This window comes from Mycobacterium sp. 1245499.0, from assembly GCF_001673615.1.
GTDB lineage: Bacteria > Actinomycetota > Actinomycetes > Mycobacteriales > Mycobacteriaceae > Mycobacterium > Mycobacterium europaeum_A.
Genome location: NZ_LZMG01000211.1, coordinates 1 through 21,924, shown reverse-complemented (window position 1 = coordinate 21,924; position 21,924 = coordinate 1). Strand labels below are relative to the sequence as shown.

23 protein-coding genes and 1 pseudogene are annotated in these 21,924 nt (G+C 68.7%); 15 read left to right on the top strand and 9 right to left on the bottom strand.

What is annotated here, in order from left to right; all coding sequences use genetic code 11:
• Together A5646_RS12040 and A5646_RS12035 are read right to left on the bottom strand one after the other, a co-directional pair.
• Positions 1-491 (bottom strand): ArsA-related P-loop ATPase (locus A5646_RS12040; protein WP_156749303.1); only part of this gene is annotated, 491 nt, incomplete at its 3' end.
• Positions 488-1,507, bottom strand: coding sequence for an ArsA-related P-loop ATPase (locus A5646_RS12035; RefSeq protein ID WP_066867654.1), 1,020 nt, complete (start codon positions 1,505-1,507; stop codon positions 488-490). The genes A5646_RS12035 and A5646_RS12040, both read right to left, overlap by 4 nt.
• 35 nt (positions 1,508-1,542) lie before the next feature.
• Between A5646_RS12035 and A5646_RS28945 the strand changes: the two genes are divergently transcribed.
• From A5646_RS28945 to A5646_RS12025, 3 genes are read left to right on the top strand one after another with little or no spacing between them, the layout of a single operon-like run.
• Entirely contained in the window at positions 1,543-1,704 is a 162-nt protein-coding gene (locus tag A5646_RS28945; protein ID WP_007772224.1) for a DUF4177 domain-containing protein, read from the top strand.
• A gap of 11 nt (positions 1,705-1,715) precedes the next feature.
• The gene (locus A5646_RS12030) at positions 1,716-2,183 is read left to right on the top strand and encodes a RidA family protein (protein WP_067021857.1); all 468 of its coding nucleotides are present in this window, start codon (positions 1,716-1,718) and stop codon (positions 2,181-2,183) included.
• 5 nt (positions 2,184-2,188) lie between these two features.
• On the top strand, positions 2,189-2,992 hold the full coding sequence (locus A5646_RS12025; RefSeq protein WP_067021855.1) for an MBL fold metallo-hydrolase: 804 nt from the start codon (positions 2,189-2,191) through the stop codon (positions 2,990-2,992).
• A 164-nt stretch (positions 2,993-3,156) separates the two neighbouring features.
• On the opposite strand, the gene crp is transcribed toward A5646_RS12025, so the two are convergent.
• The gene (gene crp, locus A5646_RS12020; RefSeq protein WP_036465140.1) at positions 3,157-3,831 is read right to left on the bottom strand and encodes a cAMP-activated global transcriptional regulator CRP; all 675 of its coding nucleotides are present in this window, start codon (positions 3,829-3,831) and stop codon (positions 3,157-3,159) included.
• Between the two features lie 104 nt (positions 3,832-3,935).
• Complete coding sequence (locus A5646_RS12015) at positions 3,936-4,331, bottom strand: hypothetical protein (protein ID WP_231997961.1); 396 nt, start codon at positions 4,329-4,331, stop codon at positions 3,936-3,938.
• A 173-nt stretch (positions 4,332-4,504) separates the two neighbouring features.
• Between A5646_RS12015 and nth the strand changes: the two genes are divergently transcribed.
• Genes nth through marP form a run of 4 tightly spaced genes read left to right on the top strand, consistent with a single transcriptional unit; the run spans position 4,505 to position 7,928 of the window.
• A complete protein-coding gene (gene nth, locus A5646_RS12010; RefSeq protein WP_066867642.1) occupies positions 4,505-5,185 on the top strand; it encodes an endonuclease III in 681 nt (226 codons plus the stop codon).
• Positions 5,186-5,215: 30 nt separating this feature from the next.
• Positions 5,216-5,884, top strand: a complete 669-nt coding sequence (locus A5646_RS12005; RefSeq protein WP_066867639.1) for a TlpA disulfide reductase family protein — start codon at positions 5,216-5,218, stop codon at positions 5,882-5,884.
• Between the two features lie 29 nt (positions 5,885-5,913).
• Entirely contained in the window at positions 5,914-6,729 is an 816-nt protein-coding gene (locus A5646_RS12000; RefSeq protein WP_067021852.1) for a CoA pyrophosphatase, read from the top strand.
• A 5-nt stretch (positions 6,730-6,734) separates the two neighbouring features.
• Positions 6,735-7,928: an acid resistance serine protease MarP gene (gene marP / locus A5646_RS11995; RefSeq protein ID WP_066867749.1), complete on the top strand. Its 1,194-nt coding sequence runs from the start codon at positions 6,735-6,737 to the stop codon at positions 7,926-7,928.
• Between the two features lie 10 nt (positions 7,929-7,938).
• Here the strand turns inward: marP and A5646_RS11990 are convergent, their stop codons facing one another.
• Positions 7,939-8,898: an alpha/beta fold hydrolase gene (locus tag A5646_RS11990; protein WP_066878089.1), complete on the bottom strand. Its 960-nt coding sequence runs from the start codon at positions 8,896-8,898 to the stop codon at positions 7,939-7,941.
• Positions 8,899-9,441, bottom strand: coding sequence for a phage holin family protein (locus A5646_RS11985; protein WP_066878111.1), 543 nt, complete (start codon positions 9,439-9,441; stop codon positions 8,899-8,901).
• A 261-nt stretch (positions 9,442-9,702) separates the two neighbouring features.
• Here A5646_RS11985 and A5646_RS11980 point away from each other — a divergent pair, with 261 nt between their 5' ends.
• Complete coding sequence (locus tag A5646_RS11980) at positions 9,703-10,401, top strand: serine protease (RefSeq protein ID WP_156749396.1); 699 nt, start codon at positions 9,703-9,705, stop codon at positions 10,399-10,401.
• Between the two features lie 10 nt (positions 10,402-10,411).
• On the opposite strand, the gene acs is transcribed toward A5646_RS11980, so the two are convergent.
• Positions 10,412-12,373 carry an acetate--CoA ligase gene (gene acs / locus A5646_RS11975; RefSeq protein WP_067021850.1) on the bottom strand — a complete coding sequence of 654 codons (1,962 nt, stop codon included), beginning with the start codon at positions 12,371-12,373 and terminating at the stop codon, positions 10,412-10,414.
• Between the two features lie 153 nt (positions 12,374-12,526).
• Between acs and A5646_RS11970 the strand changes: the two genes are divergently transcribed.
• Positions 12,527-13,069: a DUF4232 domain-containing protein gene (locus tag A5646_RS11970; RefSeq protein ID WP_197499528.1), complete on the top strand. Its 543-nt coding sequence runs from the start codon at positions 12,527-12,529 to the stop codon at positions 13,067-13,069.
• A gap of 7 nt (positions 13,070-13,076) precedes the next feature.
• Here the strand turns inward: A5646_RS11970 and A5646_RS11965 are convergent, their stop codons facing one another.
• The gene (locus tag A5646_RS11965) at positions 13,077-13,865 is read right to left on the bottom strand and encodes a hypothetical protein (RefSeq protein WP_066867629.1); all 789 of its coding nucleotides are present in this window, start codon (positions 13,863-13,865) and stop codon (positions 13,077-13,079) included.
• Between the two features lie 84 nt (positions 13,866-13,949).
• On the opposite strand from A5646_RS11965, the gene A5646_RS11960 reads away from it, so the two are divergent.
• The 5 genes from A5646_RS11960 to A5646_RS11940 all read left to right on the top strand — a co-directional run bounded on the left by A5646_RS11960 (position 13,950) and on the right by A5646_RS11940 (position 19,815).
• Positions 13,950-15,578, top strand: a complete 1,629-nt coding sequence (locus tag A5646_RS11960) for an ABC transporter substrate-binding protein (protein ID WP_197505175.1) — start codon at positions 13,950-13,952, stop codon at positions 15,576-15,578.
• Between the two features lie 2 nt (positions 15,579-15,580).
• Entirely contained in the window at positions 15,581-16,507 is a 927-nt protein-coding gene (locus A5646_RS11955; protein WP_066867624.1) for an ABC transporter permease, read from the top strand.
• Positions 16,500-17,363 carry an ABC transporter permease gene (locus A5646_RS11950; protein ID WP_066867621.1) on the top strand — a complete coding sequence of 288 codons (864 nt, stop codon included), beginning with the start codon at positions 16,500-16,502 and terminating at the stop codon, positions 17,361-17,363. Before A5646_RS11955 ends, A5646_RS11950 begins: the two co-directional genes overlap by 8 nt.
• Positions 17,364-17,434: 71 nt before the next feature.
• A complete protein-coding gene (locus A5646_RS11945) occupies positions 17,435-19,030 on the top strand; it encodes an ABC transporter ATP-binding protein (protein WP_067021859.1) in 1,596 nt (531 codons plus the stop codon).
• 26 nt (positions 19,031-19,056) lie between these two features.
• On the top strand, positions 19,057-19,815 hold the full coding sequence (locus A5646_RS11940; RefSeq protein ID WP_066867614.1) for an oxidoreductase: 759 nt from the start codon (positions 19,057-19,059) through the stop codon (positions 19,813-19,815).
• A gap of 435 nt (positions 19,816-20,250) precedes the next feature.
• Here the strand turns inward: A5646_RS11940 and A5646_RS11935 are convergent, their stop codons facing one another.
• Positions 20,251-21,108 carry an HAD-IB family hydrolase gene (locus A5646_RS11935; protein WP_066867610.1) on the bottom strand — a complete coding sequence of 286 codons (858 nt, stop codon included), beginning with the start codon at positions 21,106-21,108 and terminating at the stop codon, positions 20,251-20,253.
• Positions 21,109-21,547: 439 nt separating this feature from the next.
• On the opposite strand from A5646_RS11935, the pseudogene A5646_RS11930 reads away from it, so the two are divergent.
• Positions 21,548-21,924, top strand: a pseudogene (locus tag A5646_RS11930) (helicase); the annotation flags it as partial.

The following is a 21,924-nucleotide window of genomic DNA, read 5'->3' as shown; positions in this document are numbered from 1 at the left end:
AAGTCCAGGGCGTTGCGCGACGGCGGCGTATCCACGACCACCAAATCCCAGCGATCCTCGGCCAGCAGCTGGCCCAGCTTCTCCATCGCCATGTACTCCTGCGTGCCGGCAAGCGAACTGGCGACGGTCTGATAGAACTGGTTGTCCAGAATCGCCTGCGCACGACCGGGTCCCGAGTACTGGACCACCATCTCGTCGAAGGTACGGCGCATGTCGAGCATCATCGCGTGCAGCTCGCCGGGAACCTCCGCCGCCAGCGGGACGCGTTGCGGCGTGTTGCCGAGGTCGCTGACCCCCAGCGCCTGGGCCAGCCGCCTGGCCGGATCGATCGTCAAAACGCAGACGTTGCGCCCGTATTCGGCGGCGCGCAGCGCGATCGCGGCCGCGGTGGTGGTCTTGCCCACCCCGCCGGCGCCGCAGCACACCACCACACGGTTGGTGGTGTCGGCCAGGATGGCGGCCATGTCAAGCTGTTTGGGCGTGGTGCTCATCGAACCCCCTGCTGCGCAAGTGATTCCGACAGCTCGTAGAGGCTACCGAGGTCGACCCCGTCGGAGATGGCCGGTAGTTCCAGTCGCGCCACCTTCAGCGCCTCGAGCTGTTGTGCGATCTCGGCGCGGGTCGCGACGACCGTCGCGTGCTCGATGGTCTCGGTCAGCAGACCGGCGAAGTCCTTGTCGTTCAAGCTGATTCCGGACTTTTCCAATCCGGCCCGCACCGAGTCCGCATCGACGTCACCCTCGGCGGCCTTCGCCAGGTCGGCAGGCTGCAGATAAGACGGAATGTTGCGGTTCACGATCACGCTGCCGATCGGCAGCTGCATCTCGGCGAGCTCCTCGATGGCTTCCAGCGTTTCCTGGACCGGCAACGCCTCCAACAGGGTGACTAAGTGAATGGCCGTCTGCTCGGAGTGCAGCAACCTCACCACGCCGTCGGCCTGCGAATGCACCGGGCCGCCCTTGGCCAGATCGGACACGGCTTTGGTGACGTCCAGGAAACGCGCGATCCGTCCGGTCGGCGGGGCGTCGACCACGATCGCGTCATAAACCGGCAGCCGGTTCTTGTCGACGCGGATCACCGTCTCCTTGATCTTGCCGGTCAGCAGCACGTCACGCAGGCCGGGCGCGATCGTCGTCGCGAACTCGATCGCGCCGATGCGGCGCATCGCGCGACCCGCAATGCCCAGGTTGTAGAACATGTCGAGGTATTCCAGGAAGGCGGCCTCGATGTCGATCGCCAGGGCGTTGACCTGACCGCCGCGTTCGGCGGTCGCGATCTTCACTTCTTGGTATGGCAGCGGCGGGACGTCGAAGAGTTGCGCAATCCCTTGGCGGCCTTCGACTTCCACGAGCAAAACCTTGCGGCCCCCGGCGGCCAGCGTCAGTGCCAGCGCCGCCGCGATGGTCGACTTGCCCGTACCGCCTTTGCCGGTCACGAAATGTAAACGGGCCTTCGTCAAGCGCGCAGGCCAGCCGACGGCAGCTCCGCCGCTCGATGTGGTTGCCACCTTCGCATGCTAGCCCGACCCGATAAGCTCGCGGCATGAGCCAACCGACCGCATGGGAGTACGTCACGGTCCCGCTGCTGACGCACGCCACCAAACAGATCCTCGACCAGTGGGGTGCCGACGGCTGGGAGTTGGTGTCCGTGCTGCAAGGGCCGACCGGCGAGCAGCACGTCGCGTACCTGAAGCGCCCCAAGTAAGGCCTTTCTCGATGAGCGCTCAGCCTTCCTGGAAGGCCCGGCTCGGGGAGCTCGGCCTCGAGCTTCCGGAGGTGGTCGCGCCGCTGGCCGCCTACGTCCCGGCGGTGCGCACCGGCAACCTGATCTACACCTCCGGCCAGTTGCCGATGCAGACCGGAAAGCTGTTGGGAACCGGCAAGGTCGGCGCCGACGTCAGCCCCGACGACGGCAAGGCGCTGGCGCGGATCTGCGCGCTCAATGCGCTGGCGGCCGTCAACTCGCTGGTGGGCATCGACGCGGTGACCCGGGTGGTGAAAGTCGTCGGGTTCGTGGCGTCGGCCCCGGGGTTCAACGGCCAGCCCGGCGTCATCAACGGGGCCTCCGAACTGCTCGGCGAGGTGTTCGGCGAGCATGGCGCGCACGCGCGGTCGGCGGTCGGCGTCTCCGAGCTGCCACTGGATGCGCCGGTGGAAGTGGAGCTGATCGTCGAGGTCGGCTGACGCCCGTGACCGAGGCCGCCGAGTCGCTGACCCACCCCGCGTACGCCAAGCTGCGGGCGGTCACCGACACCGCGTCGGTCCTGCTGGCCGACAACCCCGGTCTGCTGACGCTCGAGGGCACCAACACCTGGGTGTTGCGCGGCCCGCGCAGCGACGAACTGGTCATCGTGGATCCCGGACCCGACGACGACGACCACATCGCGCGGGTCGCCGCGCTGGGCCGTATCGCCCTGGTCCTGATCAGCCACCGGCACAGCGATCACACCGACGGCATCGACAAGCTGGTCGAGCTGACCGGCGCGACCGTGCGCTCGGCGGGGAGCGGTTTTCTGCGCGGCCTGGGCGGCGAGCTGACCGACGGCGAGGTGATCGACGCCGCCGGCCTCAAGATCAAGGTCATGGCGACGCCCGGCCACACCGCCGATTCGCTGTCGTTCCTGCTCGATGATGCCGTGCTGACCGCCGATACCGTGCTGGGCCGCGGGACCGCCGTCCTCGACAAGGAGGACGGCAGCCTGACGGACTACCTGGAATCCCTGCGGCGCCTGCGCGGCCTGGGCCGACGGGGAGTACTGCCCGGACACGGCCCCGAGCTGACCGACCTGGCGAGCGTCGCCGAGGGCTATCTTGCGCACCGGCGGGAGCGCCTCGATCAGGTGCGTTCTGCGTTGCGGGAGCTGGGGGAGGACGCCAGCGCCCGCCGCATCGTCGAACACGTCTATGTCGATGTCGACGAGAAGCTCTGGGATGCCGCCGAATGGTCGGTGCAGGTGCAGCTCAATTTCCTGCGCGCCGAGTCGTCGGCGTAGGGCGTCCCCGCCAGTCACTACCGCCCCATCGGTTCCGGCTCTGGGAGCGCACAGTTCTTCTGAAATGCGATAGCGCCGGCGCTAACACGTTGTGAAGTCACCGCATGGTGCCCAAACGGTGCCCATGGGCTGGTGAGGCGGGGAACGGTGAAGCGCCGCGCGGATTAGCGGGCTCGGCGCGCGAGCCGTTCAGAGTCCGAGATCAGCACGCTCTTGCCCTCCAGGCGGATCCAGCCGCGGTGGGCGAAGTCGGCCAGCGCCTTGTTCACCGTCTCGCGGGACGCCCCCACCAGCTGCGCGATCTCTTCCTGCGTCAGGTCGTGGGTGACCCGCATCGCGCCACCCTCCTGGGTGCCAAACCGCTGGGCGAGCTGCAGCAGTTGCTTGGCCACCCGGCCGGGCACGTCGGTGAAGATGAGGTCAGCCAGGTTGTTGTTGGTGCGGCGCAGGCGTCGGGCCAGCACCCGCAGCAGCTGTTCGGCGATCTCGGGGCGGTCGGCGATCCACGCCCGCAGCGCGTCACGGTCCATCGACACCGCCCGCACCTCGGTGATGGTGGTGGCGCTGGACGTTCGAGGCCCCGGGTCGAAGATCGACAATTCGCCGAACATGTCCGACGGGCCCATGATCGTCAGCAGGTTCTCGCGTCCATCGGGGGAACGGCGACCGATCTTCACCTTCCCCGAGACGATGATGTACAGCCGATCACCGGGTTCCCCCTCGGCGAAGACCGTGTGTCCGCGGGGGAAGTCGACGGGTTGCAGCTGCTTGGTCAGTGCTGTGACTGCGCCGGGTTCAACCCCTTGGAAGATTCCTGCCCTTGCCAGGATCTCGTCCACGTTGCCTCTTCAACTTTCCCAGAAAATTAATGTGATACGGGCAGGCTAACCCCTTGCTCGCGTGACGAGTCTAGAGGTACGCCGTTGTGTCCAACGTGCCAACGCTACACACGATTGGCGTGTCGAGGTGCCCTAAACTGCGGATTGACGTGCGAATGGCCGTGTATCCGCGTCGGTAATGTCATCTCGTCGCGATCGACGAAGCCGACGGCGAACGACGGCGCGGCGTGACGCGGACCGCCGGTGCGCCCGCTCGTCGGGGCCGTGGGCAGCTGCGCGAGCTCGCGCCGATGCAGGTATTCCAACGCCTCCGGCATGCCTTCGGACGCCAGCGTGTGCATGTCCACTCCGCCGGCAAGCTCGAGGAATTCGTCGACGTCGGCCACCGCCGTGGCGTGGGGGGCGAGCTCCGATTCGAGCCGCCCAAGACCGAGCGCCGCCAGCATCAGCAGCACCGGAACGCCGGCCACCAGCAACCACGACACACGAAGAGTAAACATGGCCTTGAATCAACACGGGGTCTCGGCCAGATCACGAAATCAGTACTCTGTCGTAGGTGACAGCGGCGAAGTCGTCCGGGCGTTCGAAATCGGCTCCGGCCCCGTCCGGCGCCGCCGATGCGCGACGGTGGTCGCAGGAGACCCGGGTGGGCCTGGTGCGAAGGGCGCGACGGATGAATCGTGCTCTGGCGCAAGCGTTTCCGGATGCGCACTGCGAGCTGGATTTCACGACGCCGCTGGAGCTGACCGTCGCCACCATCCTGTCGGCGCAGAGCACGGACAAGCGGGTCAACCTGACCACTCCGGCGCTGTTCAAGCGGTACCGCTCGGCGCTGGACTACGCGCAAGCCGACCGTGCCGAACTGGAGAACCTGATCCGCCCGACCGGTTTCTTTCGCAACAAGGCCTCCTCGTTGATCGGTTTGGGGCAGGCCCTGGTCGAACGCTTCGACGGCGAGGTGCCGTCGACCATGGCGGAACTGGTCACGCTGCCGGGGGTGGGACGCAAGACCGCCAACGTCATCCTGGGCAACGCCTTCGGGATCCCCGGCATCACCGTCGACACCCATTTCGCGCGGCTGGTGCACAGGTGGCGCTGGACCGCCGACAAGGACCCGGTCAAAATCGAGCACGCCGTGGGCGAGCTCATCGAACGCGGTGAGTGGACCATGCTGAGCCACCGGGTGATCTTTCACGGCCGCCGGGTGTGTCACGCGCGCAAACCGGCGTGCGGCGTCTGCCTGATCGCCAAAGACTGCCCGTCCTTCGGCCTGGGGCCCACCGAGGCGGCGCTGGCCGCGCCGCTGGTGAAGGGGCCGGAAACCGAGCACCTGCTCGCCCTGGCCGGGCTGTAAGCCGGTCCGCGACCGACGCGCAGGGACGCAATGCCTACCTGGAGGCCGACGCTGACCCGCAGGGCCCGCTGGCACATCGCGATCCTGGCGGTGGTGGTGGCGCTGATCGCGGCGCTGGTCGCCCAGCTGCGCGACGACTCCGACAGGACTGCCACGCCCGCGGGCAACCGGCCGGTGGCCGACCGGGAACACCGCGACGCCGATACGCCCGCCGCGTTGGCGGGGCCGCGGCAGCGCGCCAACCTGCCGCCGTGCCCCGGCGCGGGAAACGGTCCCGGCCCCGAGGCGCTGCGCGGCGTGACGGCGGAGTGCGCCGCCGACGGTTCGGTTGTCGACGTCGGCCGCGCGGTGGCCGGACGCCGGGTGGTCCTCAACTTGTGGGCGTATTGGTGCGCGCCGTGCGCCGCCGAACTGCCCGCGATGGCCGAGTATCAACGTCGGGCCGGTTCGGACGTGACGGTGGTGACGGTGCATCAAGACGAGAACGAGACGGCCGCCCTGCTGCGGCTGGCCGAGCTCGGGGTGCGCCTGCCGACCCTGCAGGACGGTCGTCGCCGGGTCGCGGCCGCGCTGCGGGTGGTTAATGTGATGCCCGCGACCGTGGTCCTGCGGCCGGACGGTAGCGTTGCCCAGACGCTGCCACGAGCTTTCACCACTGCCGATGAGATCGCGGCCGCGATCGGCAAAGACAGGGGATAAGCGGAAAAATTGAACCGACTGGAGGGGCCGTGAGTGCTGGGGGTTCGCCCCTGCGGAATGGGGACCCCGCCCCGGCGCGCGGGGCCGTTCCGTTGCGGCCTGACGCCTGCCCGTCCTGGCTGCGTCCGCTGCTCGACCATGTCGATGACGTTCCCGATGCGGCCCGGCGCCGACTGCCGGCCGATGTGCTGGCGATGATCACCAGCAAGGCCGCGTCCGCGGTGACGGCCCTGCGCGGCGGCGGCCGGGAAGCCGCAGTGCTGGTGTTGTTCTCCGGTTCGGAATCCGGCCCGCCCGATGGTGGTTTCCCCGACGACGCCGACCTGTTGGTCACCGTGCGGGCCTCGACCCTGCGCCACCACGCCGGCCAGGCGGCGTTTCCCGGCGGCGCCTCCGATCCCACCGACGACGGCCCGGTGGACACCGCGCTGCGCGAGGCCCGCGAGGAAACGGGGATCGACGTCAGCCGGCTCTATCCCCTGGCGACGATGGAGAAGATGTTCATCGCGCCGTCGCAGTTCCACGTCGTCCCGGTGCTGGCCTATTCGCCGGATCCCGGTCCGGTGGCCGTCGTCAACGAGGCCGAAACGGCGATCGTGGCGCGAGTTCCGTTGCGCGCCTTCGTCAACCCGGAAAACCGGCTGATGGTGTACCGCGGCGATCTCGGCCGCCGGTGGGCCGGCCCGGCCTTTCTGCTCAACGAGATGCTGGTCTGGGGATTCACTGGCCAGGTGATTTCTGCGCTGCTCGACGTCGCGGGCTGGGCCCAGCCGTGGGACACCACCGACGAGCGGGAGTTGGACGCCGCGATGGCGTTGGTCGGCGAGGGGGGCGGGACGCGGTGAATTCGATGACCCCGTCGCAGTGGCTGGATGTCGCCGTGCTGGCGGTTGCGTTCATCGCGGCGGTCTCGGGCTGGCGGTCGGGCGCGTTGGGCTCGTTGCTGTCATTCGTGGGGGTGTTGCTGGGCGCCATCGCGGGGGTGCTGCTGGCGCCGCATCTGGTCAGCCACATCGCCGCCCCGCGCGCGAAATTGTTTGCCGCACTGTTCTTGATCCTCGCGCTGGTGGTCATCGGTGAGGTCGCCGGTGTGGTGCTGGGACGCGCCGTCCGGGGCGCGATCCGCAGCCGTTCCATCCGAACGGTCGACTCGGTCATCGGGGTGGCGGTCCAACTGGTCGTGGTGTTGACCGCGGCGTGGTTGCTGGCCACGCCGTTGACCCAGTCCAAAGACCAGCCGGAACTGGCCGCGGCGGTCCGCGGCTCGCGAGTGTTGGCTCAGGTCAACGACGTAGCGCCGCCCTGGCTCAAGACGGTGCCCAAGCGGCTTTCGGCGCTGCTGAACACCTCCGGTCTGCCCGCGGTGCTGGAGCCGTTCAGCCGCACCCCCGTCATCCCGGTCGCCTCGCCCGATCCCGAGCTAGCCGGCAACCCGGTGGTGCAGGCCACCGCGCCCAGCGTGGTCAAGGTGCGCAGCCTGGCCCCCAGCTGCCAGAAAGTGTTGGAGGGCAGTGGTTTTGTCATCGCGCCCGACCGGGTGATGACCAACGCGCACGTGGTGGCCGGTTCCAACAGCGTTCAGATCTACGCCAGCGGCAATCCGCTGGACGCCACGGTGGTGTCCTACGATCCGGCGGTCGACATCGCGATCCTGTCCGTTCCCAACCTGCCCCCGCCGCCGTTGACTTTCGCCCAGGGCGACGCGAAGACCGGCGCCAGCGTCGTGGTCCTGGGGTATCCAGGTGGTGGGAACTTCACCGCGACACCGGCCCGGATCCGCGAGCTGATCAAGCTGAGCGGTCCCGACATCTACCGCGATCCGGCGCCGGTCACCCGTGACGTCTACACGATCAGAGCCAGTGTGGAGCAAGGTAATTCGGGTGGGCCGCTGATCGATCTCGACGGGCATGTGCTCGGGGTGGTGTTCGGCGCGGCGGTCGACGACCCCGACACCGGCTTCGTGCTTACCGCCGACGAGGTGGCCAGTCAGCTTGCCCGGGTCGGCGATACCCAGCTGGTGGGCACCGGGTCCTGCGTCGGCTGAGCCACCGCGCTCACCTCGCCCGGGTCGGGTGCACCTGTTCGAGGAACTTCGTCAGGTGCCTGTTGATTTCCTCGGGCGCCTCTTCGTGGCTGAAATGCCCTGCGCCGGAGATGGATACGTAGCGTCCCTGAGGTGCGTAGCGCTGCGTTCGGTCGACCGGGTCGGCCAGCACGTAGGGATCGGCGTCGCCGCGCAGGTGTAACAGCGGAACGCTGAGCTGCTGGCTCATCGATCTCATGAAGCGCCGGCCCTCGTCGCGCAGCTGGCTGCGGACGGCCCAGCGCTGATATTCCAGTGCGCTGTGCGCGGCCCCCGGGATCTGGATGGCCGTGCGCAGGTGGCCGATTGTTTCGGAAAAGTCTTCGGAGGCAAGCCATTTGGCGCAGCTGCGGCTGCGGACCAGGCGCTCGATCTCGGCGGCGTCGTCGCGGGTCAACAGGCGCTCGGGCCACAACGGTATCTGGTATTGCAGCAGCGTCGGCAACAGCGCGTAACCCTGGTCGCGTCGCGTCAACGTCGATCGCCGCAACGCCGCCGGGTGCGGCGAACTGATCAGCGCGATCGCCGACACCAGCCGCGGATGCAGCAGGGCGGTGGCCCAGCAGCCCAGCCCGCCGTCGGCGTGGCCCACCAAAGTCGCCGAGGAGTGGCCCAGCGCCCGGATGAGTCCGGCCGCGTCGCCGGCCATCGTCCAGCCGTCGTAGCCGCGGGGCGGCTTATCGCTGCCCCCATAACCCCGCAGGTCGACGGCCACCACCCGCGCCCCGCGCAGTCCGCGCAGCTGATGACGCCACGACCACCAGAACGATCCGAAACCGTGCAGCAGCATCACCAGCGGGCGCGACGTCGCCGGCCGGGCGTCGGCATCGCCTGAGGCCTCGACGACGTGGAAGCGGATGCCGTTGGCGTGCACATCGTGATGGCGCCACGGCCCGTCGATGCGGGTTACCGACGGATCGGGCGGCGCCATCTACCAACCCGATGGATCGGCGGCGGCGCCGTTTGCGGGCTTCGCGTGCTTGCCTTGCGACTCGGGGAGCTGCCGGGCACCGCCGGGGGCCTTGTCGTGGCCCGGGGTGAGCGCGGTGCGCGTCTCCTTGACCGATTCGATCGTCTGGCGCGGTCCACGGATCCGGCGGACCTTGAGGAAGCCCAGCAGCGCCAACAGGGCGCCGACCACCACCATCACGCCGAACACGATGAGGTACGCCGCCCAGCGCCACAGCCAGGTGTCGAGCAGCTCGGCGATGAAGAAGAAGAAAAAGAAGGTGGAATAGAACAGCACCACCAGCGCGGCGATGAAGAAGACGCTCCCGGTCAGCCCCTTTTTGACGTCCCGGGTAATTTCGGCGCGCGCCAGTTCGACTTCGGCGCGCACCAGCGTGGACACCTGGGTGGTGGCGTCTTTGATCAGGTCACCGATCGACGGCTCGGCGGATTTGGCATGCGGGTCGGTCAACGGAATGGTGGTCAGGGTGCTGGGCACACCGTTCTTGCCATCGGCTTTGCTCACAGACGGTCCTCTTTCGTCGTTGCCCGGCTCGCTGTCGTCGCGGTTCATGTTGCCATGCGGTGCCTGGACAGGAGAAGCCAGACGAGGCCGGCCGGGCACTGCGGCGCGGGGTTCGAGAGTGCCGAGGCCAGTTCGCTTCGCACAGAAGGCGGTCGGGGACGCCGCGCGAGCGACGCGCTTTGCAAAGCGACCATCACATGGTTGCCGATTAGACTCGGCCAAGCCGGTCGCGATGTCCGGCCGACCGATGGGAGTGGGGCCGTGCGGAGGGCGCACCGATGCTTCTTACTGGCGATGGTCGCCCTGCTCGCGGCTGTGCTGGGTTCGCCTGTCCGCGCCGCCGCCGCTGACGTCCGGATTCCGATCGGCGGCGGGGCCGGCATCGTCATCAACGGCGACACCATGTGCACCCTGACCACGATCGGCGGCGACGCCGCCGGCGAGCTGATCGGTTTCACCTCCGCGCATTGCGGCGGCCCGGGCGCCCAGGTCACCGCCGAGGGCGCGGAAAACGCCGGCGTGCTGGGCACCATGGTCGCCGGCAACGACAACCTCGACTACGCGGTGATCAAGTTCGACCCCGCCAAGGTGACGCCGGTGGCCAACTTCAACGGCTTCTTGATCAGCGGCATCGGGCCGGACCCCGCCTTCGGCGAGATCGCCTGCAAACAGGGCCGCACGACCGGCAATTCGTGCGGCGTCACCTGGGGCATGGGCCAGGCGCCGGGCACCATCGTCATGCAGGTCTGTGGTCAACCGGGCGACTCCGGTGCGCCGGTCACCGTCAACAATCAGCTGGTCGGCATGATCCACGGGGCCTTCAGCGACAACCTGCCGACCTGCGTCATCAAGTACATTCCGCTGCACACGCCGGCCGTGGTCCAGTCGTTCAACGCGATCCTGGCCGACATCAACTCCAAACACCGGCCCGGCGCGGGGTTCAGCCCGCTGCCGGGCTGAACCGCGGCGGCTACTTCGCCGCCCTGATCGCGTCGAACACGCCGGGATCGAGCAGCGTCGAGGTGTCGCCCAGTTCGCGGTTTTCGGCGATGTCCCGCAGCAGCCTGCGCATGATCTTGCCGCTGCGCGTCTTGGGTAGCTCGGGTACGACGTGGACCTCGCGCGGGCGGGCGATCGGTGAGATCTCCCGGGCCACCTCGACGCGCAATTCGTCGACGATCCCGTCGTGCACTTGGGAATCGGAGCGCAGGACGACGAACGCGCAGATGGCCTGGCCGGTGGTCGCGTCGGTCGCCCCGACCACCGCCGCCTCGGCGACCGAGGCGTGGCCGACCAGCGCCGACTCCACCTCGGCCGTGGACAGCCGGTGCCCCGAGACGTTCATGACGTCGTCGATGCGGCCCACCACCCAGATGGCGCCGTCGCGGTCGTAATAGGCGCTGTCACCGGCGAAATACCAGCCGTGCTCGGCGAACCGGGACCAGTAGGTCTCGACGTACCGGTCGGGGTCGCCCCAGATGCCGCGCAGCATGGACGGCCACGGCTGGTCGAGCACCAGGTAGCCGGTGACGTGCTCACCCTGGTGGATGCCCGGGACCAGTTGCTCGCCGTGGTCGTCGACGATCTTTGCCGAGATGCCCGGCAGCGCCCGCATCGCCGAACCCGGTTTGGCCGCAGCGACTCCGGGCAGCGGGGAGATCATCGTGGCGCCGGTCTCGGTCTGCCACCAGGTGTCGACGATGGGAAGGCGGTCGGCGCCGATCACCTTGCGATACCAGCGCCACGCTTCGGGATTTATCGGTTCGCCGACCGAACCCAGCAGCCGCAGGCTGGACAGGTCGTGCGCGTCGGGGATCTCGCGTCCCCACTTCATGAACGTGCGAATCAGCGTGGGCGCGGTGTAATAGATTGTCACACCGTACTTTTCGATGATCTCGAAGTGCCGGTGCTGGCTGGGCGAGTCGGGCGTGCCCTCGTACAGGACCTCGGTGACGCCGTTGGCCAGTGGACCGTACACGCCGTAGGTGTGCCCGGTGACCCAGCCGATGTCGGCGGTGCACCAGAACACGTCGGTCTCGGCCTTGATGTCGAAGACGTAGTAGTGCGTGTAGGCGGCATGGGTCAGGTAGCCGCCGCTGGTGTGCACGATGCCCTTGGGTTTGCCGGTGGTTCCCGAGGTGTACAGCAGGAACAGGGGCTGCTCGGCGTGGAAGGGCTCCGGGGTGTGCTCGGCGGATGCGGCGTCGACGACGTCGTGCCACCACAGGTCGCGGTCGTCGTTCCAGGACACGTCAATTCCGGTGCGCCGCACCACAAGTACGTGCTCGATGGGGCTGTCCCCGTCGGGACCGGGCGCGACGGCCTCGTCGGCGGCGTCTTTCAGCGGGGCCGGCTTGCCGCGGCGGAACTGGCCGTCGCTGGTGATCAGCAGCTTGGCCGAAGCGTCGGCGATGCGGGCCGCCAGCGCCTTGGCGGTGAAGCCGGCGAACACCACGCTGTGCATCAAACCCAGGCGCGCACAGGCCAACATCGCGATCACCGCTTCGGGAATCAGCGGCAGGTAGATCGCGACCCGATCACCGGCGACCAGACCGAGGTCGGTCAGCGCGTTGGCGGCCTTGCACACCTCGGCGTGCAGTTCGGCGTAGGTCAGGCTGCGGTGATCGCCGACGGGTTCGCCCTCCCAGTGGATGGCGACCCGATCCCCGTGGCCGGCCTCGACGTGGCGGTCCACGCAGTTGTAGGCGACGTTGAGCTTGCCGTCGGCGAACCACTTGGCGAACGGCGCCTGCGACCAGTCCAGCACCTCGGTGAACGGCGTCTCCCACGACAGCCGATTGGCCTGCTTGGCCCAGAACGCCAGCCGGTCCTGCTCGGCTTCGCGGTACAGCTCCTCACCCGCGTTGGCCTGCTCGGCGAACTGCGCCGGCGGCGGATAGGACGAGGGGCCTGCGGAATTGGTGGCGGTCACTAAGTTCTCTCCTGTAGTCGAGACTTCGCCGTTCGGCGGCCGTGCGCTGGTGGCCGAGTGCGAGCCTAGCCGGGTGAGGCGTAGCTGTGCGAGTGGTAGCCGTGCGCGCGAATCCGGGGTCAAAAGTGCGCCCGTGCCGGATAATCACCTCCTGTGCCGGGTCATGAGCGGGGCAGCCGCCGACTACTTGCCAGCTTTGCCACGGCCGCAACGATTTACGCGGTGGCCGCCGTGCCGGGTTGGCCCGCGTCGGCCATGCCGCTGGAGAGCGGCGACCAGGCCACGCCGTGCCGGTCGGAGCAGGTCGCCGTGACCGCCTCGCCGGCGGAAGGGGCGGTGGGTCATCGCGCGGTGACGCTGCTGTTCACCCTCGCCGGCGGCGCCGAACCGTGCACGCTCACCGGATACGCCTGGGTCGATTCGGGCGCGGGGGGCCCACTGATTCACGCGCGGCCCACGCCGCGCGGCTACTTGGGCGGGCTGCCGGCCGGCACCGACGTCCCGCCGACCGTGCCGCTGTCGATATCGGCGCAGGGGCAGGCCATCGTTGAGGGGATGGCGCTGGACGGCAGTGGCGGCGCGTGCCCCACCTACACCGACCTGCGCGTCAACCCGCCCGACACCGAAATGGTGCTGACGGTGGCGGCCACCATCGACGCCTGCGAATTGCAGGTGCATCCCATCACCGCGGTCTGAGCGGGGGTCAATCGGCTCTGACGAGGCAATAGACCCGCGCGGGAACGGGGTAGCCGACGCCCTTTTCGTCCGTCGCGCATTGGGTTCTGTCGGTGCTGCCGTCGATGCGCCGACTCACTCTGACCTGCACCCTGTTCGACCTGCCGCAGTCGCCCAACCTGATCGTCATCGCTTCACCATCACTGAGCATCAAATAGCACTGACCCTCTTTCAGGTTGACGGCAAAACACAGGATCCTCGTGTCGGTGGTGAAGCGGTCATAGACGGAGTGTTCTCGTTTGCCGTCGGGGCAACTGTCCGAGGCGCCGCCCTTGAAGGCGAGTTCATAGGTCGCCGCCGGGTCGGCGCAGCCGCGACTCGGGGTTGAATCGAAACGCTGTGCCTTATAGTCGCTTTCGGTGATGCAATCGCCAACCCGCAGGGACGTGTCGGCCCGGTGCGACTTACCCAGCCTCGCGGCGGTGACGGCGAGGTTCCCGAAGATCCCGAACGCCAGTAGCACGGCGCCGATGGTGATGAGGGTGGTGGCCGACTTGGGCGTCCGCGGTCGCGGCGCGTAGCCCGGATAAGCCGGATAGGGCGGCGCGGGGTAACCCGGCGGCGGGTAGGGGTAGCCGGGGCCGGCGGGGAAGCTCGGCGGGTATTGCGGGTAAGCCGGCGGCCGCCGGCGGCCGCGCGAGCGCGTCACCAGCCCGATGATCAGGCAGAGCAAACCGATCGCGGGGATGCCGAGCGCCGCGACCAGACGGCCCGCCTCATAGGCGGCCCCCTCGGAGGCCAGGGAGGCGACGGTCACCGCCCGAGTTTAAGTCGTGCGGGCCGGCCCGGGCACTTCACCGCCGCACGGCTTCAGGCCCTAGGGTCGGGTGTCATGCGTGCGATGCGGACCGCGTTGGCCTTGCTGGCCACGGTCGTCGTCGCGGTGCTCGTGGTCGCCTCGCTGGCCGGATGCGGTGGCGGCGTGCTCAGCCCGGATCTGGTGGTGGTCAATGGCGGGGAACCGCCGAACCCACTGATCCCCACCGGGACCAACGACAGCCTGGGCGGCCGGATCCTCGATCGGCTCTTCGCCGGGCTGATGTCCTACGACGCCGCCGGCAACCCGTCGCCGGAGGTCGCCCAATCGGTCGACACCACCGACAACGTCAACTACCGCATCGTCCTCAAGCCCGGCTGGACGTTCACCGACGGCTCACCGGTGACGGCCCATTCGTTCGTCGACGCGTGGAACTATGGAGCGTCGAGCACCAACGCCCAACTGCAGCAAAGCTTCTTCAGTCCGATCGACGGCTTCGATGCCCTCGCCGGCCCGGCCGGTGACGGAAAACCGGCGGCCACCACCATGTCCGGCCTGCGGGTGCTCAACGACCGGGAGTTCACCGTCCGGCTTAAGGTCCCCACCATCGACTTCAAGTTGCGGCTGGGCCACAGCGCGTTCTATCCCTTGCCGCAGAAGGCCTTTCGGGACATGGGCGCGTTCGGGCAGCACCCAATCGGCAACGGCCCCTACCAACTCGCCGACGGTCCAGGCGGGCCCGCATGGGAGCACAACGTCCGAATCGACTTGCGGCCCAACCCCGGTTACCACGGCAACCGCAAGCCACGCAACAAGGGGCTCAGGTTCGAGTTCTACGCCAACCTGGACACCGCCTACGCCGACCTGCTTTCCGGCAACCTCGATGTCCTGGACACCATTCCGTCCAGCGCGTTGACGATCTATCAGCGCGACCTGGGCGGCAACTCCGCCAGCGGGCCCGTCGCCGTCAGTCAATCGCTCGACACGCCACTGCGGTTGCCCCACTTCGGCGGTGAGGAAGGCCGGCTACGCCGGTTGGCGTTGTCGGCGGCCATCAACCGCCCGCAGATCTGCCGGCAGATCTTCAACAACACCCGCAGTCCGGCCCGCGACTTCACCGCCAGCTCGCTGCCGGGATTCGATCCCAACATCGCCGGCAGCGACGCGTTGGACTTCAATCCCGAACGGGCGCGCCAACTCTGGGCCCACGCCGACGCGATCTCGCCGTGGAGCGGGCGCTACGCCATCGCCTACAACGCCGACAGCGGCCATCAGGAGTGGGTTGACGCGGTGGCCAACAGCATCAAGAACGTGCTGGGCATCGACGCCGTCGGCGCGCCGCAGCCCACCTTCGCCGGATTCCGCACCCAGATCACCAACCGCACGATCGACACCGCGTTCCGGGCCGGCTGGATCGGTGACTACCCGTCGATGATCGAGTTCCTCGCCCCGCTGTACGCCACCGGCGCGGGATCCAATGACGTCGGCTATTCCAGCCGCGAGTTCGACGCCGGCCTGGCCGCCGCCGAGGCGGCCGCCGACCTGCGGCAGGCCGACGCGCTGGTCAACGTCGCGCAACGAATCCTGTTGCACGACATGCCCGCCGTGCCGCTGTGGTATTACATCGCCGTGCTCGGATGGTCGCCTCAGGTCAGCGCCGTCAAGGTCAGCTGGAACGGGTTGCCCGACTACGAGAATCTCGTCAAGGCTTGAACATGGGCTGGTACATCGCACGTCGGATCGCCGTCATCGTGCCCGTCTTCCTGGGTGCCACGTTGCTGATCTACGGCATGGTGTTCCTGCTGCCAGGCGACCCGCTGGCCGCCATCGCGGGGGACCGGCCGCTGACGCCGGCCGTGGCCGCGGCGCTGCGCGCCCGGTACCACCTGGATGATCCGTTCATCGTGCAGTACCTGCGCTACCTCGGCGGCGTCCTGCACGGCGACCTGGGCCGCGCCTATTCCGGGCTTCCGGTCAGAGACGTTCTCGCACATGCCTTTCCGGTCACCCTGCGGCTCTCGGTGATCGCCCTGGCCGTCGAGGCGGTGCTGGGCATCGGATTCGGGGTGATCGCCGGGCTGCGCCAGGGCGGCCTCTTCGACGCGGGCGTGCTGATCACCGGTCTGGTCATCATCGCGATCCCCATCTTCGTGCTGGGCTTCCTGGCGCAGTTCGTGTTCGGGGTGCGGTTGGGCATCGCGCCGGTGACGGTCGGGGAGCGGGCGACCTTCGCGCGGCTGTTGCTACCCGGAATCGTGCTGGGCTCGGTGTCATTCGCCTACGTGGTGCGGTTGACCCGATCCGCGGTGGCCGCCAACGCGCACGCCGACCATGTGCGCACCGCCACCGCCAAGGGGTTGTCACGGCCGCGGGTGGTGACCGTGCACATCCTGCGCAACTCGCTGATCCCGGTGGTGACCTTCCTGGGCGCGGACCTGGGGGCGCTGATGGGCGGCGCCATCGTGACCGAGGGCATCTTCAACATCCACGGCGTCGGCGGCGTGCTCTATCAAGCCGTCACCCGGCAGGAGGCTCCCACGGTGGTCTCGATCGTGACCGTGCTGGTGCTCATCTATCTGATCACCAATCTGATGGTGGACCTGCTCTACGCGGCGCTGGACCCTCGGATCCGCTATGGCTGAGCACTCCGGCTTCTGGGGCGAGACCTGGCGCAAACTGCACCGGCGTCCGAAGTTCGTCATCGCCGCCGCGCTGATCCTCCTCATCCTTGCGGTTGCGCTGTTTCCCGCGTTGTTCACTCACGCCGACCCCGGCTACGCCGATCCGAGCCAAAGCCTGCGCAGCCCGTCGGCCGCGCACTGGTTCGGTACCGACCTGCAGGGCCACGACATCTACGCACGCACCGTCTACGGGGCGCGCGCCTCGGTGACGGTCGGGCTGGGCGCGACGCTGCTGGTCTTCGTGGTCGGCGGCGCGCTGGGTGCGCTGGCCGGTTTCTACGGCGGCTGGATCGACGCGGTGGTCTCCCGCCTCACCGATGTCTTCTTCGGCCTGCCGCTGTTGCTGGCCGCCATCGTCCTCATGCAGGTGTTGCACCACCGCACGGTGTGGACGGTGATCGCCATCCTCGCGTTGTTCGGCTGGCCGCAGGTGGCCAGGATCGCCCGCGGTGCGGTGCTCGCGGTGCGGGGCAGCGACTACGTGCTCGCCGCTAAAGCGTTGGGAATGAGCAGGTTTCAGATCCTGCTGCGGCACGCGCTGCCCAACGCGCTGGGGCCGGTGATCGCGGTGGCCACGATTGCCCTGGGCCTGTTCATCGTCACCGAGGCGACGCTGTCCTACCTCGGGGTCGGATTGCCGCCGTCGGTGGTGTCGTGGGGTGGCGACATCAACCTCGCTCAGACCCGGCTGCGGGCCGGCTCACCCATCCTGTTCTACCCCGCCGGCGCGCTGGCCATGACCGTGCTGGCATTCATGATGATGGGCGACGCGCTGCGCGACGCGCTCGATCCGGCCTCGAGGGCGTGGCGGGCGTGACCGCCGGCGACGATGTAGAGCGCGGCGATGAGGCGGGGGCACCTCCCGCTTGCGGGGGAGAGCGGCGCAAAGTGAGCGGCGCGGCGTCCCCGCTGCTGTCGGTCGAGGGCCTGGAGGTCAGCTTCGGTGAGCACGCCGCGGTGTGCGGGGTGGATCTGCGCGTGCTGCCCCGCCAGACCGTCGCGGTGGTCGGCGAATCGGGATCGGGCAAATCCACCACCGCCGCCGCGATTCTCGGGCTGCTACCGTGGGGAGGCCGAATCACGGGCGGGCGCATCATGTTCGACGGCGTCGACATCTCGACCGCCGATCGCCGAGCGCTGCGCTCGATCAGGGGGCGGCACATCGGCTATATCCCGCAAGACCCGATGACCAACCTCAACCCGGTGTGGAAGGTCGGGTTCCAGATCCGGGAAGCCCTGCGCGCCAACACGAGCGATCGGGAAACGCGGGGGCGGGCGGTGGAATTGCTCGCCGCGGCGGGCATGCCGGATCCGGCCCGGCAGGCGGCCCGCTACCCGCATCAGCTGTCCGGCGGCATGTGTCAACGCGCGCTGATCGCGATCGGGCTGGCGGGCCGACCACGGCTGCTGATCGCCGACGAGCCGACGTCCGCGCTCGACGTCACGGTGCAGCGCCAGGCCCTCGACCATCTGCAACGGCTCACCGGCGAACTCGGTACCGCGCTGCTGCTGATCACCCACGATCTGGCGCTGGCCGCCGAACGGGCCGAGCACGTGGTCGTCGTCCACCGCGGGGTCGTGGTGGAATCCGGTGCCGCACAGTCGATTCTGCGCGCGCCGCAACACGAGTACACCCGGCGGCTGGTGGCGGCGGCCCCGTCGCTGGCGCGCCGGAGCCGGCCGGCCGCCACCCCGACCGAGGACATCCTCGTCGCCTCGGATCTCACCAAGGTCTACCGGGAGTCACACGGGGCGCCGTGGCGGCGCAGCGAATTCCGTGTGGTCGACGCGGTGTCGTTTCGGTTGCGCCGCGCGAGCACGTTGGCCATCGCCGGTGAATCGGGCTCGGGGAAATCGACGCTGGCCCGCATGGTGCTGGGCCTGCTCCAATCCACCTCGGGCACCGTCGATTTCGACGGCACCCGGATCGACGACGCGATGCCCCGGGATCGGCAGCTGGCCTTCCGCCGCCGCGTGCAGCCGGTGTTTCAAAACCCTTACAGCAGCCTGGATCCCATGTACTCGGTATTTCGCGCGATCGAGGAACCGCTGCGCATCCACCGCGTCGGTGACCGCAGGCAGCGCGCCCAGGCGGTGCACGACCTCGTCGACCAGGTGGCGCTGCCGTCGTCGGTGCTGGATCGGTTGCCCCGTGAGCTGTCGGGTGGCCAACGGCAACGGGTGGCCATCGCCCGGGCGCTGGCGCTGCGGCCCGACGTGCTGGTGTGCGACGAGGCGGTGTCGGCGCTCGACGTGTTGGTGCAGGCGCAGATACTCGACCTGCTGGCCGAGCTGCAGGCCGAACTGGGGCTGGCCTATCTGTTCATCAGCCATGACCTGGCGGTGATCCGGCAGATCGCCGACGACGTCCTGGTGATGCGGGCGGGCCGCGTGGTGGAGCAGGCGCCCACCGAGGAACTGTTCACCGACCCCAAGCACGAATACACCCAGCAGTTGCTCGACGCCATCCCGCGCCTGCGGTGAATCCGGCGGGGATAGGTTGTGAGGTTGTGACAGCAGATCCGCTGGCCCCCCTGATGGACCTGCCCGGCGTCGCCGAGGCCAGTGACCGCGCCCGCGAAGCGTTGGGCCGTGCCCACCGGCACCGCGCCAACCTGCGCGGTTGGCCGGTGACCGCCGCCGAGGCGGCGCTGCGGGCCGCGCGCGCGTCGTCGGTGTTGGACGGCGGCCCGGTCCGGCTGGAGGACCTCGCCGACGCGGGCCAGATCAGCGACCCGGTGTTCGCGGGGGCGCTTCGGGTGGCCCAGGCGCTCGAGGGTGGCGAAGGGCCCGTCGTCGCCATCTGGCGGCGGGCGCCGCTGCAGGCGCTGGCCCGCCTGCACGTGCTGGCCGCGGCCGAGCAGGTCGACGACGAGCGGCTGGGCCGCCCGCGCACCGATGCCGGGGTGGGGCCGCGACTGGAGTTGTTGGCCGAGTTGGTGAACGGGCGCACCCAGGTGCCGGCGCCGGTGCTGGCCGCGGTCGCCCACGGCGAGCTGCTGACGCTGAAGCCGTTCGGCAGCTCCGACGGTGTGGTGGCCCGCGCGGTGTCGAGGTTGGTGACCATCGCCAGCGGGCTGGACCCGCACGGGCTGGGCGTGCCCGAGGTCAGCTGGATGCGTCAGCCCGCCGCGTATCGCGACGCCGCGCAAGGATTCGCCGACGGCACGCCCGAGGGGGTGGGGGCGTGGCTGGTACTGTGTTGCCGGGCGATGAAAGCCGGTGCGCAGGAGGCGGTGTCGATCGCCGACGCGATGTCGAACAAGTAGCTGAACCGGTTGCCGACGCCGGGAAAACGGGCACAAAAAGGTAGAGCGGGCGACGTTCCGAATGTTCGGTCCGCCGCCCGCTAGCACGGGGCTCGGTTACCAAGCGTGCATCTCGGGGCTGCGTGGGTTGGCCTCGGCGATCTCGCGACGCTTATGGTTGCAACCCCACCCAAAGGGCCGTCGATACCTTCCGCATTTTCGCAATTTCGCAGGCCCGCAACACTTCTGCCATCTTCGCGGCTATGACTCCGCGTGGGTGCCGAGCACCGTGCTGGGCGCCCGGGTCGGGAGAACGAACCTTCTCTTCCGGCTCGACCTTGGCCTTACCGGGCTTCCGTGGTTCCTTTGTACTACTAGACCCCTAGCACAGCAAGGCCCAATTGCGAAGGAAATCCCATGGCGCCAGGCGCCCGTTTGCTGGGTCGCTAAAACGGGCTAAAAGGCGTAGCGGCGCAACAACGAATACGTCACCGCGCCGGCGGCCAGCGCGCTGATGCCCACCGCGGCCGTCGTGGCGATAGCGGCACCGGAGGGCGCGGGGATGCGGTCACGCAACGACACCGGCCGGGAGAACGAGATCACCGGCCAACCGCGCTCCACGGCCTCCCTGCGCAACCCGCGGTCGGGATTGACCACGCTGGGATGGCCGACGGCCTCGAGCATCGGCAGGTCGGTGATCGAGTCGGAATAGGCGTAGCAGTGCTCTAGCGGGTAGCCCTCGCGCGCGGCCAGCTCGCGGATCGCCTGGACCTTGCCCTCGCCGTAGCAGTAGAACGCGATCTCGCCGGTGTACCGACCGTCCTCGACGACCATCCGGGTCGCCATCGCGTGGGTGGCGCCGAGCGCGCGGGCGATGGGCGCGACGATTTCTTCCCCGGAGGCCGACACCACCACGACGTCGCGCCCGCACAACTTGTGGGCCGCGATCAGGTCGGCGGCTTCGGCGAAGACCAACGGAGTCACGATGTCGTGCAGCGTTTCATTGACGATCGACTTGACCTGTTCGACGTCCCAGCCGGTGCACATATTGGTCATGTGGGCGCGCATCCGATCCATCTGGTCATGATCAGCACCGGAGAGCAGATAGATGAACTGCGCGTAGCTCGACTTGAGCACGGCGCGGCGGTTGAGCAGGCCCTGGTTGAAAAACGGTTTGCTGAACGCCAGGGTGCTGGACTTGGCGATGATCGTCTTGTCCAGGTCGAAGAAGGCCGCCGTGCGGGCATGAGAAGCGGTGGTTGACGCCGATTGATCCGAGGCCGACTGCTCCGCGGTGGGGTCGAAGACGGTCACGGAACCAGCATAGGTCGGTGGTCCGGCAAGGCCGCCATCCCGCACCGGAAATGGCCGCTCAGGGCGTTCGGGACGCGGGCGAAGCGGTGTTTACGCGGCTCAAGCTGGTTTTCCAGAAAATGATCTCTTGCGTTACTCCGGCTTGTCATGTGTATAGTAAGCATTACTCGGCCTTGAGCCGAGGGTGTATCAGCCCGACCCCCCGGGGCTGATGCACGACGACCCTCGCCTCCTCCCCCCCTGGCGGGGGTCGTCCCTTTTCTACGGTCAGTTTTCTCGCTTCGCGGCGTCGCGCTCGGCGCTGCGTGCGTTGCGGGAAAGCGCGTGCGTCGTCGCTGGCGGCATGGCCCCGCGACGCGTTTGTGCACACTCGCGTCTCTATCCACAAATCCCCGTTTGGGACTGTTGTGCCAAGGTCACGGCCCCGCACAGTGGTCGGATGACCAGCGTCTCCGGAGCGGCCGATTCGGCGGGAGTGTTGGCGGTACTGGCGGACCCCGACCGGCGCGCCGAGTTGGATCGGGTGGCCGCGGCCGCCGGCGTTCGCGTGGTGCACGCCGGCGACGCGTCTCCGGTCAGCCGCAAGACGTGGGCCGCGGCCGCGGCCGTCGTGCTGGACGCGGGGGCGGCCGCTCGCTGCGGGCGATGGGCGCTGCCGCGTCGCGATTACGTGACGGTGCTGACCCCGGCCGAACCCGACACGGCGACGTGGGCGGCCGCCGTCGAGGTCGGGGCCGCGCACGTGTTGCGGCTGCCCGGGCAGGAAGCGGAGTTGGTCGGCGCGCTGGCCGACGCCGCCGAATCCATGCGCGACGA

What these genes read in the sequence shown, in the direction of transcription:
- A5646_RS28945 (WP_007772224.1), top strand. Translation starts at nt 1,543, where the DNA reads ATGAGCCAACCGACCGCATGGGAGTACGTCACGGTCCCGCTGCTGACG.
- A5646_RS12030 (WP_067021857.1), top strand. Translation starts at nt 1,716, where the DNA reads ATGAGCGCTCAGCCTTCCTGGAAGGCCCGGCTCGGGGAGCTCGGCCTC.
- A5646_RS12015 (WP_231997961.1), bottom strand. Translation starts at nt 4,331, where the DNA reads ATGTTTACTCTTCGTGTGTCGTGGTTGCTGGTGGCCGGCGTTCCGGTG.
- nth (WP_066867642.1), top strand. Translation starts at nt 4,505, where the DNA reads ATGAATCGTGCTCTGGCGCAAGCGTTTCCGGATGCGCACTGCGAGCTG.
- A5646_RS12005 (WP_066867639.1), top strand. Translation starts at nt 5,216, where the DNA reads ATGCCTACCTGGAGGCCGACGCTGACCCGCAGGGCCCGCTGGCACATC.
- marP (WP_066867749.1), top strand. Translation starts at nt 6,735, where the DNA reads ATGACCCCGTCGCAGTGGCTGGATGTCGCCGTGCTGGCGGTTGCGTTC.
- A5646_RS11990 (WP_066878089.1), bottom strand. Translation starts at nt 8,898, where the DNA reads ATGGCGCCGCCCGATCCGTCGGTAACCCGCATCGACGGGCCGTGGCGC.
- A5646_RS11960 (WP_197505175.1), top strand. Translation starts at nt 13,950, where the DNA reads ATGCGGACCGCGTTGGCCTTGCTGGCCACGGTCGTCGTCGCGGTGCTC.
- A5646_RS11955 (WP_066867624.1), top strand. Translation starts at nt 15,581, where the DNA reads ATGGGCTGGTACATCGCACGTCGGATCGCCGTCATCGTGCCCGTCTTC.
- A5646_RS11950 (WP_066867621.1), top strand. Translation starts at nt 16,500, where the DNA reads ATGGCTGAGCACTCCGGCTTCTGGGGCGAGACCTGGCGCAAACTGCAC.